The sequence below is a fragment of the Paenibacillus jamilae genome, assembly GCF_050482105.1.
In the GTDB taxonomy this organism is placed as follows: Bacteria; Bacillota; Bacilli; order Paenibacillales; family Paenibacillaceae; genus Paenibacillus; species Paenibacillus jamilae_B.
In genome coordinates this window covers 1-14,565 of the sequence record NZ_JBCNHI010000018.1, presented here as the reverse complement: position 1 = coordinate 14,565, position 14,565 = coordinate 1, and the positions used below count along the sequence as shown (strand labels likewise).

Sequence of the window (14,565 nt, the reverse complement as noted above, 5' to 3'; positions counted from 1 at the left end):
CCTAGCCGTATGAAATAGGACGAATATCGTGTTGGAAATTTATGAATGTAATTGCTTGAACAACTGATCGGCCTGCTCAACATTTAATTCACCTTGCAGTACCTTCTGGATCAACGCTTGCATGGGCTGCTTAGAGGTGGACTCTATAGGCGCTTGATTTGAGGCTTCCGCCGATTTGCTCAATTCCTTTGCTAAAAATCTGGAAAATTCTTTAATGTTAGGATAGTCATATACTCTGGTTGCTGAAATAGCCGTTCCAAACCGTTTATTCACGTCCTGTACCCACTCTACGCCTATTATAGAATCCAGTCCCATATCGATAAATTTATCGTCTCGACCAATATCCTTTTCGTCCATACTCAAGGATTTCGCAAGACTTTCAATTAGCTCTTTCTCCAATGCATCCACCCGTACAGCCGTAGATCCGTTAGCAGGCCGCTTCACCTCATCCCGGACAGCGGGCTGCAGTGTAGAATTGATAGGTTTAGGCTGCGGGGGAGCAGGCTTCAATTGTGCAGGCTTAGCTGCCTTGTTGGGCGCGTCGGCTACCTTCTCGATATCAGAGACTGAGCGCAGCAAAATACCCTGCGGCTTTTCAGGTACCTTTGCCAATGTCTGTACCTGCACATTAGCGTTGGCAGTAGGAGGGCTGAAAACAACGGGCTCTTGCTTTTGTGCTGGAATATCAACTACAGGGAGCTCCGTCTTGACTTCCTTGGACTGGCTTCCAAACGTAGAAATCCAATAGCTTTCCTTGGCAAATGGGTAGGTTGGCAGACTCATCCGATGAGGTCTGACATTTACGTAAAGCCTGTTCCAATCAAATAGTAGTCCCTGAACCCACAGCTCTGCCAGCTTTGAATACTTGCCCTTGCTTATCCAGATATCCACCAATTGTTCCATGTCCTCGTCTGCTTCAAGAACCGTCAGAATATCTTTATTTTTCTTTGCCTGACCTGAATAGAGTCCGTCGATTTCCTCATTCCCCGCTAGGAAGCTCTCCAGCTTTCCTTCAAGCTCCGCTGTAGACTTAGCTATGACTGCTAACCGTTCCTCCATAGCTTCCCGTCCCACCTGAAGGGTAAATGCTATATCCTCCAAGCTTGCCTCCGCGTATTCCGGTGTTTTGAGTGCAGAAAGCAATCTTTGCACCTGCTCGTACAATCGCTCCTGATTTTTGGCTGACAGCACGACCATGGCCGGGCTCTGCAATATCATAGGAGCTTGTCTAGTCTCCTGCACCTCAGGGACATATTCTTCAATGAGCACATGTGCGTTGGAGCCTCCAGCACCGAAAGAAGAAATACCTGCAATTCTTGGGTATTCAACGGTCTTCCCATTTACCGTGGCGACCGGTCTTTTCCACTCTTCAAGCTCCTGCTGAACTATAAAAGGGCTATTGCTAAAGTCGATGTTCGGGTTGAGTATGCTTGAATGTAGAGAAGGTGCGATTTGTCCGTATTTGAGCTGAAGGAGCACCTTAGTCACTCCTGCAATCCCTGCCGCACTCTCGCAATGCCCTATATTGGATTTTGCCGAACCAATGGCGCAGAACTGGGTGTCTTCCGTGTATTCCTGGAAAACCTTTTGCAATCCAGCGATTTCAATGGGATCACCTAAAGATGTCCCGGTGCCGTGTGCTTCAATGTAACTGATTGTTCTGGGGTTTATACCAGCTTTCTTAAAGACCCTTCCAATTACACTAGCCTGCGCCTTAGGATTTGGAACTGAAAAGCCATTGGTCTTTCCGCCGTGGTTCACAGCGGTTCCCTTGATGACCCCGTATATGTGATCGCCGTCTGCTATTGCTTTGGTCAGCGGTTTGAGCAACACGGCCCCTACGCCTTCACCCGGCACATATCCATCTCCACCTTCTCCGAAGCTTTCGCATCGTCCCTTGCTTGATACGAACCTTCCCTGCCCAAGCATCAGGTATTTGTTCGGATGAATGGAGACATTGACACCGCCAGCAACGGCAAGCTCACACTCGTCTTGCTGTAAGCTCTGGCAGGCAAGATGTATGGTCGTCAATGAGGATGAGCACATCGTATCCACAGCCATGCTGGGTCCGTGGAAATTACAGAAATAAGAAACACGGTTTGCAATGGAGGCCGGATTCCCCGGAACGGCAATCATTTTGCCTCTAGCCTGCTCCTGCGCCCCGTAAAGCTGGTATTCTTCGTACATAACTCCGACAAAAACGCCTACATTCCTTTCCAGTCCAAGCCCTTCTCGTGTATAGCCTGCATCCTCGATCGTTTCATAGACGCATTTCAGGAACAAGCGCTCCTGTGGATCAATAATCTCTGCTTCTCTAGGAGAGATATTGAAAAACTTCGGATCAAATTGATCCACGCCTTTGATAAAGCCTCCCCACTTGCTGTAAGCTTTTCCAGACTTGTTCCCTTCCTCGTCAAAGTATATGCTGTGATCCCAGCGCTCTTTAGGAATTTCTGTAATACAATCCTTCCCATCACGCAAATTACTCCAGAATTCTCTAACATTCTCGGCCTCAGGATACATGCCCGATAAGCCGATAATGGCAATATCCCCCGTACCACCTGCTGCTTCCGGCTGCGGTTGGAGTTTTTTCTGATCCAGCAATTTTGCCTGAGCCGGCATTTCACGAGCTTGTCTTCGGCTGCTGGAAAGCGGCCTTTCCGGGTTCTCTTTCACAGTGGAAGACGTAAACGCTTGGACGGCGTTGACCTCTTCCTCCATTCCAAGCAGTTGAATCAGCCGCTTCTGGTGAGCTTCAAGAAAATATTGGGTGAGTTCCCGGATACTCTGGTATTCAAAAAACAACGTTTTGGGTAATGTACCGAATGTTTTCTCCAATTCACGTGTCAGCTGTCTGATCATAATAGAGTCAATTCCATACTTCTCCATAGGGGCATCGGCTTCAATCTGCCTTGCTGGCAGTCTGATGGATGTTGCGAGCAATTGCTTTAAATAATTTGCCGCTTTGTCGGCAAGCAGGTCTTGACCGATTCCAGGCTCCTTTCTGCTCTCCATGATCATAGAGGCAGCGGCTTCAGGCTGATTCAGGGATGGCTGCTGCAGGAGCGTTTCTCTGAGCTGACTGGCACGTCCTTCCAATACCATGACTTGATCTTTTCCAGAAGCCAGACTCTGGTACAAAGCCCGCATTCCTGTGTCGGTCTCCATAGCGAACATCCCCATTTCCTCCATGATTTGTTCCGTTTCACTATCAATACGCATTCCGCCTTCCTTCCAGAGCGGCCAGTTGATTGAAAGCGTCTGCCCATAACGTTGTTTCTGTTCTACAAGTGTATTGCGATATCTGGCATAGGCATCCATAAAGGCATTGGCAGCAGCATAGTCAGCCTGTCCTATATTCCCAAGACTGCCTGCAACAGATGAAAATAGAATGAAAAAGTCCAGCGGAATATCCTTGCAGGCCTGGTCCAGATTCGTTAATCCTGTAACCTTTGGCGCCAATACTTTCTGCAATTCCTCTTCTGTTTTTTTAATCATAAAATTATCGCTGGTTACTCCTGCACCGTGAATAATCCCGTCCAGTTTCCCAAACTCTTCACGAATATCCCGAACCAAATCCTCAACCGCTCTGTTATCGTCGACATCGGCCTGCCGAAATACGACTCTTGCTCCTAGAGCCTCTATTTCCTCAATCCTTGCTTTGATGTGACCACGGAGCATAGATCGTCCGACGAGAATTAACGCGACATCTTTAGCCTGTCGTGCCATTTCTTCAGCCAGAATCAAACCAAGGCTGCCGGTTCCGCCAGTAATCAAATAAACCCCTTTGTCCTTCCAAGGAATACGGTTCACTTCCTGCGAGGATTTGATTTCCGTCCATGCGGCAGCATATCGTCTGCCCCACTGGTAGCGGATATGTGAACTCATGAACTTGCGGCTATTTTCTTGCAGGATATTTATAATACCTGCTGCATCTTCCTCCATATCCACTTCGATCAGTTGGCCCACTAGTGTGGGATTCTCAAGCTGTGCTGTTTGTAAGAGTCCGTAAAGTCCAGAGAATACCTGTCTGTGATCCTGTACCGGAATGACAAGTTGAATCGATGTTTTGTGTTTGGATTGGGTTTTAAGCACCTGTTGAATTTGCTCAAACATTTGTGCTGCATAAGTTCTAAAGCGTGCATCCATGCTTTCCTCTTCGGATTGCAAGATAAGACAATGCACCCCGTTCATCTGTGATTCAATCATTTCCCCGGAAATATGTGCTGGTTCACATAAAATGACCAAATGCTGCCGATATTCAGGTGCTGTTCCTCCCGGGACAAGGGCTTGTTCCTCCCATATAGGCTCAAGCATCAAAGTCTCAGATATCGTCAATTCATCTGAGCCCCCTGTTCCTCCTTCTGCAATTCGCGATGTCAAGCCCTTCATGCTTACACAAACATTCCCCTGCATATCACACAAATCAATATCCAGCTTTTGCACTGGACCATCCTGTCTGCTGCCTTCACGATTACGGACCCAAGCCCACATCTCTGATGTGCAGCCACTAAACACCTCAAGCTCTTCCAATGCGAACGGTAAAGCCGGCTTTATTGAAACTTTTCCGTCAGACATGGCAGCGCCGTATGTGTCCATCATCAGGCCTATGGACGCCTGCAAAGCGGAATCCATCAAGCTAGGATGCATCACAAACTGTCCCATGGTCTGGTAAATAGAAGAAGGCAAGGACAATTTGGCAAGTACCTGATCCACGCCAGTGTAGATCTTTTCAATTCCTTGATGCCCTAGCCCATAGGAAACCTGCATGGCTGCAAACGCCTCATAACACTGCTGGGATGAATAGGTTCCCAGATTGCACTGCTCCAGCAGACCCTCAATATCTATGGCAGGAATCTCAGCCAACGGAGCAATCGCTGCGCTGCCTTCGCTATGCACAACTAGCTCTGTATCCGCTGATTCAGACTTGCTGTAGATTTCATAGGCAATTTCTCCGCCGTCTTGCGGGTAGAGCCCGATATTTATAGCAGTTGGCCGCTTCCCAGCTACCACAGGCCGGAGCCATAATACATCTTTTAAACGAACATAAATCCGATTTGCTTCCGAAGGTGTAGCGACTTCCTCTACTGCTGCTCGCGCCACTTCAAGATAGGCTACTCCGGGCAAAAGCTTCTGTCCCTTAATCACATGGTCAGCGAGGAAAAATTCTCTCCCCGTAAAAGTAGAGCTGAACTGAAGTCCATAAATATCGGACGTATTTCGCTGAAGTAAAGGATGAATGATAGCTGACGTCTCCTGCTTCAGCACAACATCGTTGGCACCCCTCAGGTTGTGGGTATCGGTTACGCAATATCGTTCTCTGGCAAAAGGATAGGTAGGCAGGCTGATACGGTTTGGTTTATGCTTTTCGTACAGCACGTCCCAGTCAAAAAATGCGCCTTTTACCCACAGATGTGCGATTTGGGCGTAGTCGCTCTCACTAGCCAGCGACTCAATCGTCTCGGCCGCGCTCGCTCGTGTTTCCTGTTCTCTATAGCGTTTTGCCTGCCCTACATATAAGCTAGGGATGCCTTCCCGTCCTTCAACAAATCCCTTTAGCTTCTCCTCTAACTCAGAGAGAGACACCGCAGTGAAGGCCAAACGTTCTTCCATCGCTTCGCGCCCCATCTGCAGGGTATAGGCTATATCTCCCAGACTGCCGTCTGTGAACTGGCGCTCCCGGATTGCAGTCAGCAATTGCCGTACCTGATCTTGCAGCTGTCCTTCAGTCTTGGCTGACAGTACAACAATAGCCGGCTTTTGGGCACTGAAGGTAACTGGCTCTTTCTCCTGATTTTTCGGAACATATTCCTCGATGATCAAATGAGCATTGACGCCGCCGAAGCCAAAAGAACTAACCCCCGCTCTCCGAGGAATATTGTGCCCAGAAGCATCTTGCTGCTGCTTCCATTCACTCGTCTCCTGGACGATATAGAAAGGACTGTCTTCAAGTTTGATATAGGGATTAATGGCATCGCAATGAAGGCTTTTAACAAGCTTTTTATGCTTCAACTGAAGCAGTACTTTGATGACACCAGCGATTCCGGCAGCCAGCTCCAGATGTCCAACATTGGTCTTCACCGAACCTAGGCCACAATGGGGCTCTTTGATCCCCGGTCCCTTTGTACTCTCATATAGCTCTTTAAAGGCTGCTTTCAGTCCGTTGATTTCAATGGGATCACCCAGTTCGGTGCCTGTCCCATGGGCCTCGATGTAAGAGACTGTTCTTGGATCGATACCAGCCTTTGTATATGCATTTACCAGTAAATCCGCCTGTGCCCTCGGATTTGGTGCTGTCAGGGAATTGGCCCGGCCACCGTGATTGACAGCTGTGCCTCGGATTACGCCGTAAATATGATCTCCAGCCTTTTCAGCGTCCTTCAGCTTTTTCAGGAAAACCATGCCTGCCCCTTCACCGCGCACATAACCGTTGGCTTGATCAGAGAAGGTTTTGCATCGACCATCCTCGCACAGCATCCCTGCTTTATTGAAGCTGATATGAAGCTCAGGTGTGATAATCACATTGACACCGCCTGCGATTGCCATTTCGCAGCTTCCATCCTCTATAGCCCTTACTGCCCGGTGAATGGCCACCAGCGAACTGGAGCAGGCAGTTTCAACAGGCTCGCTCGGACCATGAATATTAAGGAAATAGCTCATTCGATTGGGTCCTACCGAAGGTGCCATTCCGCTAGAGGAATATGCCTCCACACCCACGTCTCCCTGATAGATCATTCCGCTGTAGCCGCTATTCGCAGTTCCTGCAAAGATGCCTGTACGACTTCCCGACAGTCCCGCCGCCTGAATGCCTGCATCTTCAATCGCCTTCCAAATATAGGTCATTAACAGACGCTGCTGCGGGTCCATGAGTGCAGCTTCCCTCGGTGAAATTCCAAAAAATAAAGGGTCAAACTCATAGATCCCGTCAATAAATCCGCCCCACTTGATGTTTGTTTTATTGGTCTCATCTGCAGGATCACCGTAATACGCCTTCCAATCCCAGCGATCTTCAGGTATTTCAGTGATACAATCCCTGCCTTCTTCAAGATTTCTCCAAAATTCATCTACATCCCGGGACATAGGAAATACTCCGCTTATGCCTACAATTGCAATGGGTTCAGAACCAGCCTGGGTCTGCTGCGGCATAGCTTGCATATTATCGTTGGCAAATCGGGAACGCTGGCGTCTATTGCGGATATAGTCTCCCTTGTCATCTTCTCCATTCTGCGTGGCAGGCTCAGTCCGGGTCTGCACGATAAATTGCTCTCCAAGCAAGGTGGCATATTCGTCCACTAAGTACCTGCAAAAGTCATGAAGCGTAGTGTATTCAAAGAATACGGCAGGAGTCAGATCAAGCCGATACAAGTGGTTGATATTGTTGGTAAATTGCGTGAGCAAAATGGAGTCAAAGCCGTATTCACTCAGTTCTACATAGGCATCAATATCTTCTAGCTTGACTTTCAGCAATTTCGATACCGCCTGCATCATGGCGATTTGCACCTTGTCCAGCAGGTCCGGCGCGGCATTCCCGTCAGTCGTGGAAATGGCTGAAATACTTGCTGAAGCACCCGTCGCCTTTTCAAGCTGTCTGGTTTCTGGAATGTCTAAGCCTATTGCTCTTTTCATTTTCTCAAGATTGCCTTCCAGCACCATAACCTGATCAGCACCCGTAAGCATGGCGCGGTACAAAGCCTGAATACCAGAAGAAGTTGAAATACTGCCCATGCCTGTGTGCTGCCTTACCAGCTTCTCCGTCTCCTCATGAATATACATCCCGCCTTCTTTCCATAGTGGCCAATTGATGGATATCGTTTGCCCCTGGCGTTGCTGTAATCCTGTCAAAGCGTTCCGGTATCTGGCATAAGCATCCATAAACGCATTGGCGGTAGAATAGTCTGCCTGTCCCTGATTGCCCAGCCCTCCGGCAACCGACGAGAACAAAATGAAGAAGTCAAGAGGCAGGTGCTTGCTCGCCTGATCCAGATTCAATACCCCTAGAACTTTGGGTGCAAGAACCTCCAGCATTTCCCCGCTATTTTTTTGGAGTATGCGGTTGTCACGAATGACTCCTGCACTATGAATGATGCCATTCAGGCTTCCGAATTCTGCCTCTATTTCCCGAATTAGATCAGCCACCGCGTGCTCCTGAGCCACATCGGTCTGCTTATATGCTATTCGTGCCCCTAATGACTCTAATTTCTTTATTGCTGTCCGCTTGCCCTCATCCAGTGCGGAACGCCCTGTTAAAATCAATACGGCATTATGAACTTTACTCACAATCTCTCTGGCAAAAATAAGTCCCAGGCCACCAGCACCGCCGGTAATAAGGTATACTCCGTTGTCCTTCCACGGGAAGTTCACAATTTCCGCAGAGAATGAAATCTCTTTCCAACTGGAAATCCACCGTCTACCTTTCTCATACCGAATCTGGATGTCCCCGGGACTCCAGCTGTTTTCTTTTAAAATATCTATGATTGCACTCGGGGCCTCATCCTGTTCAAGTTCTATCAACTGCCCTACCAGTTTTGGATGCTCTATTCTGGAGGTTTTTAAAAGACCTGAGAGCCCTGTTATAAGCTGCTGCTCCTCTTGGTCGTTAGTGACAATCTGGATTAACACCTTGCCATGATTTTTTTCCCTGAAGATTCTTTGCATTTCCTCAAGTACCTGAATGGCGTAACGCTGGAACTGTTCCCCGATTCCGTTGTGATCAGGTTGCAATATTATGCACTTGGCGCCGCTTATTTGAGCTTCTACTTGTTCACGAGAAATCTGGGACGACTGGCAAAGGATCACGACATGGCGATCATATACAGGTAAATCACCCTCTATGGTAACTCCCTGCTCTTTCCACACGGGTTCAAGCATAAAGGTACCAGAATTGGACTGCGCGTCTGTGGGAATAGAGTCTAAATCCAGAATTCTTGATGAATAACCCTTTATCCTCACACAGATCTCTCCGGTTTCGTCGCTCAGGTCAATATCTAGTTTCTGTGCCTTATCTCCTGCTGAACTGTCTGCACTGTATCGAATCAGCGCCCACATGGTGGAACTGCAATGTTTTATAATTTCAACTTCCTGAATGGCGTATGGCAGAGCGGGCTTAACCTCGCGAGAGCCCAGCGTCAAGCCTATTGATGCCTGGAAAGCTGAATCAATCATACTTGGATGCAGGACAAATTGGCCTTGATTGTCAGCGACTGAGGAGGGCAAGGATAGCTTCGCCAGCACTTGACCCTCTCCGGCATATACCATCTCAATCCCCTGATGCCCAGGACCATAATCAATCCCTAACTCTCTGAAAAGGTTATACAATGCTGCCGGATGGAGGCTTCTGCTGCATGTATCCTGCAAATCTTTAAGCTTCAATGCAGGAACCTCCAGCGCTGATCTCCGAACCGCATTGCCGTAACTATATACCATAGGCTCTGTATCATCGGCTCCGTTATTTCCATAAATCTCATATGAAATCTCTTGATCTTCATTCTGGAAAAGCCCGATATGCAGCTGTATTGGGCCGTCCTCTAGGGCAATAGGCCGTGCCCAAACCACGTTTTTAAGGCACATTCCGACCAGGTCGTCCTCGTCAGCCCCTAGTGACTGCTCCACTGCCGCCCGCGCCATTTCAAGGGATGCAGCTCCAGACAGCACCTTGCGTCCATTCACCACATGATCCTTCAGGAAAAACTCCTGACCTGTAAAGGTAGAACTGAATCGCTGCTCCGAAAAATCGGAGGTGTTTTGGTGCAGCAAAGGATGAAGCGTTGCAGCCATGACAGAAGTTGTGCCTTTGCCTGCCTTACTGTCTAGCTCGGGCGCCCAGCACCGTTCTTTTGCAAAAGGATAGGTGGGCAGACTAATCCGGCGAGGCTTGATGCTCCCATACAGCTTGTTCCAGTCTATCGTTAGCCCCTGTACCCACAGCTCCGCAATTTTTTCTAATTTTCTCTTCTTGATCCAGGTTTCAAGCAAGGATTTGGCATCTTCATCTGCCTCAAAGAGCACGATCCCATCCTTGCCCTTTTTCACCTGAGCCGTCAGGACTCCAGCTGGCCGTTGATGGTGAACGAAGCCATCCAGCGCTTGTAGTAGATTCTCTTTTGAATCTGCCACAAAAGCCAGACGATGGTTCATCGGCTCACGGCTCATCTGCAGCGTATACCCTATATCTGTCAAGTTAAGATTAGGCTGAGTGGCAATAAAGTTTCTCATGTTTTCGGCATAAGTTACTAATTGCTGCTCATTTTTGGCAGACAATACGAAAAGGACGGGGCTATGTGGTTCGTCGTCTGCTGGTGATATTCCAACCTCAGGATGATATTCTTCAATAATAAGGTGGGCATTGGTACCGCTAAAACCAAAAGAGCTCACAGCGGCACGCCTTTTGAGTCCGTGAGAAGGTTGCCAATCCTTCAATTGCGTATTTACATAAAATGGAGAATCATCAAAATCAAAATGCTCATTTGGGTTCTTGAAATTCAGTGTCGGTACCAGTTTCTTATGCTTCATGCATAGTAGCACTTTTTGTATGCTTGCTACGCCTGCCGCTGCCGAAGTATGCCCGATATTGCTCTTTACAGAACCTATAGCACAGAAGTTCTTCTGATCTGTTTTTTCTTTAAAAGCTGTGGATAAAGCCTCTAATTCAATAGGATCGCCCAGCTTGGTGCCTGTCCCATGCATTTCAACATAGCTGATGCTTTCAGGTTCAATCTGATACTTATTGTATATCTCCTGCTCAAGCTCTATTTGGCTGTTCGTGCTTGGAGCGGTAATTCCGTTCGTTTTTCCATCCTGATTGATCCCAGTACCGATAATAACTCCATAGATGTGATCTCCGTCAGCTTCCGCATCCTTCAGCCGCTTCAGAACCAGTACTCCTGCTCCTTCCCCTGGAACAAAGCCGTTGGCGCTGTTGTCAAATGTTTTACACTGACCATCCGGTGACAACATTCCAGATGCAGACATACCTACATACGATTCAGGAGTCAGGTATAGCGACACACCGCCAACCAGCGCCATTTCAATCTCCTTATTTGATAAAGCCTGACAAGCAAGGTGAGTTGTCACCAGCGATGAGGAGCATGCCGTATCTACGGATATGGCAGGTCCCTTCAGATTAAGGAAATAGGAGATACGAGCCGCTGCAATAGCGTTGCTGTTCCCGGTAGTATTGCTGAACTGTGCTTCATTTTTGTAGCGCATCATACTATACTCATTATTTAAAATGCCAAGGTAAACGCCGCATTTTTTATTTCCCAACTGTGAGCCGCTATAACCTGCATCCTCAAAGGCTTTATAAGCTTCCTGCAAAAAGATGCGCTGCTGCGGGTCCATTCCTTCTGCCTCAGTAGGAGATATATTAAAAAATAACGGGTCAAAATATTCTATATCCTCTAAGGCACCCAGCCACTTGCAATTTACTTTCCCCTCTTGCGCCGGACGCGGATCATACAACAGGTCTACGTCCCAGCGATTCTTCGGGATTTCAACAATGGAGTTCCGGCCTTGAGCGAGATTTTCCCAATATTGCTGTGTATCTTCGGCGCCAGGATATCTTCCCGAAATCCCGACAATTGCAATTGCATCTTGATTTTCTGAAGTCGCCGGTAATGATTCCTCTTCTGCTTTTACCCGACGCAATGGCACCGTTTCCTCCCTAGACAGCTGCGCTGGAGAGCATTGGATCGTGTCTGTTCGTGGCAAATGGATTTCTGATATAGGTTTGTCCGTGTCTGAAATGGTGTCCAAGGGCTGCTGAACGAAGCTTTTCTTGCCCCCCTGCTTATTGATTTCTTGTGCCAAGAACTCGGAAAATTGCAGAATAGTCGGATAGTCGTAGACCTTGGTAGCTGCAATGGATGTGCCGTAGCGCTTATTCATATTTCGAATCCATTCCACGCCTATAATCGAATCCAGTCCGATATCTATAAAGTTTCTATCTGCTTCAATCTCGCTTGGTTCCATGTACAAGGCTTCAGCTAGGCTGGCCGTCAGTTGTTCCCGTAATTGCTCTGCAGAGATACCAGACGGAGTCGTGCCGAATTGCGGCTGATTTTCAGGCGATATCGGCATTAAATTAATCTGAAGTGGGGTCTCTGTCTGCTTATCCATCTCTAAGGAAACGAGCGGCGGTAAATGCTTCGCAGGCGTCTGATCCGAAATAGACACAGCAGAAGACGGCATGATGAATCCAGTCACACGATCGCCCAATTCCTTTTCTAAAAATTTGCTGAATTCCCGTATAGTTGGATAATCGTAGACTTTTGTGGCTGTTATAGATGTGGAGTAATGTTTATTTATGTTTCGAATCCACTCTACGCCTATAATCGAATCCAATCCAAGATCAACAAAGTTTTTATCCTCATCAATTTCTTCCTGATCTATATATAAAGCTTGCGCCAGACTTGTAGTCAGCTCTTCCTGTAATATTTCCGAGGATATGGATAGGACAGGAGCAGCAGGCACTTGCTCTTCCGTCTTGTTATCATTCTCTGACGCGCGCATTCCCCCTTCCGGGGAAGTTAAAATAATCGGTGCTGTCTGCTGATCGGCTGACTTGCTAAGCTGCGGCTGACTGGCCGACAAACTTCGTAAGGAAATCCCGTTTGGTTTTTCAGAACTACTCGAAAAATCGGATCGCATTAGAACTTTAGAAGGAGCAGGCTCCATTACATGAGACTGAATATGAACTACTTTTTCCTGAGATTCCATTGGGATTTTATCTACAGATGGGATCGTAATATCCGTGATCCAATACCGCTCCCTTGCAAAAGGATAAGCCGGCAGGCTCATTCGCTGCGGCTTGGCATCTCTGTAAAGCATGCTCCAGTCCATCGCCAGTCCCTTCACCCACAGATCCACTATCTTCGCGTATTTCCGTTTCCCAATCCAGGCAGCGATCGTTTTTTCCATATCCTCATCTTCTACCAGTGCGGATAGCGCCTCTTTGTTTCGCTTGACCTGACCTCGATACAGCTCGGAGATCCCGTCTTGGCCTTCCAAGAATCCTTCCAGCTTGTCCACCAGCGCTGGCACCGATTCGGCAATTATCGCCAAACGCTCTTCCATCGCTTCGCGACCCACTTGAAGGGTGTAGGCTGCATCCGCCAAATTGCTGTCTGTGATCTCTCCTTTCTCGATCACGGACAGCAATCTCTTGACCTGCTGCTTCAGCCGTTCCTCATTTTTGGCCGACAATACGATAATCACAGGATTGTGCGCTGTCACACGAATGGGCATCTGCTCTTCCGGAATGTACTCCTCGATGATGACATGAGCATTGGCGCCTCCTGCTCCAAACGATGAAATCCCCGCCATCCTCGGATACTCCCGGGTCTCTCCATCGAGCTCAACCACCGGCCGCTTCCATTCCTCCAGCTCCTGCTGGACAATAAACGGCGTCTGCTCAAAAGGAATGTTCGGATTCAGCTCCTGGGCGTGCAGGCTAGGAACCAGCGTCCGGTTTTTCATCTGCAGGACAATTTTGCCAATCCCTGCGATGCCCGCTGCCGCCTCCAAATGTCCAATGTTGGACTTCACAGAGCCCACAGCGCAAAATCCCTGATCCGCCGTGTCCTTTCTGAAAGCCTGAGTCAAACCAGTCACTTCAATGGGATCTCCCAATTCTGTGCCGGTTCCGTGAGCTTCAATATAGCTAATGGTCCGGGCATGTACCCCGGCTCGTTCCAGGGCCGATCGGATCAGCTCCCCTTGAGCGGTCGGATTGGGCACTGTGTACCCGTTGGTTTTGCCTCCATGGTTGATGCTCGTTCCCCGGATGACCGCATGGATCGGGTCTCCATCTTCGATTGCCTTGGACAGCGGCTTCAATAGGACGACCCCCACGCCTTCTCCCGGAACAAAGCCATTGCCTCCCTTTCCGAAGCTCTTGCACTGTCCGTCTATGGACAGCATCTGGTTGGCACAAAGTCCGACATAGCTCAGTGGATGCAGATACAGGTTTACCCCACCTGCCATAGCCAGCTCGCATTCTCCGCGATACAGATGCTCACACGCTTCATGAATCGCGGTCAATGAGGACGAGCACATCGTATCCACCGGCATGCTTGGTCCCTGCAAATTGAACAGGTACGATATCCGATTGGCTACCGAGCTAAAGGAAGTGTGCGGGAATATTTGCGCTCCCTTTCTCCACAGATCAAGACCGTATAGATCAAATCCTGTTTTGGTAATCCCCGCAAACACACCTACCCGGCTGTTATGCCGTACCGCAAGCTGTTCTCTGGTATAGCCCGCGTCCTCCATTGCTTCCCAGCAGGCTTCAATAAATAGCCTTTCCTGAGGGTCCATACTGAGGGCTTCACGCGGTGCAATATTAAAAAACAGGGGGTCGAAGTCCGCGAAGCCTTCGATAAAGCCACCCCACTTGCTGTAGCTTTTGCCATACGCAGCCGCTTCCTCTTTGTCAGGCTGGAAGAACCCTTCCAGCGACCAACGCTCTTGCGGGATTTCGCTGACACAATCCTTCCCTGCCTTGAGATTTTCCCAATATTCGTTCATATCCCTCGAACCTGGATACTTTCCTGCCATGCCAATGATCGC

Annotated in this window: 1 protein-coding gene; it reads right to left on the bottom strand. The window is 48.5% G+C overall.

The features are described 5' to 3' along the window. Nucleotides 1-39: 39 nt before the first annotated feature. Nucleotides 40-14,565, bottom strand: a 14,526-nt coding sequence (locus ABEW32_RS15265; RefSeq protein WP_430188885.1) for an SDR family NAD(P)-dependent oxidoreductase, incomplete at its 5' end; no start/stop codon positions are given.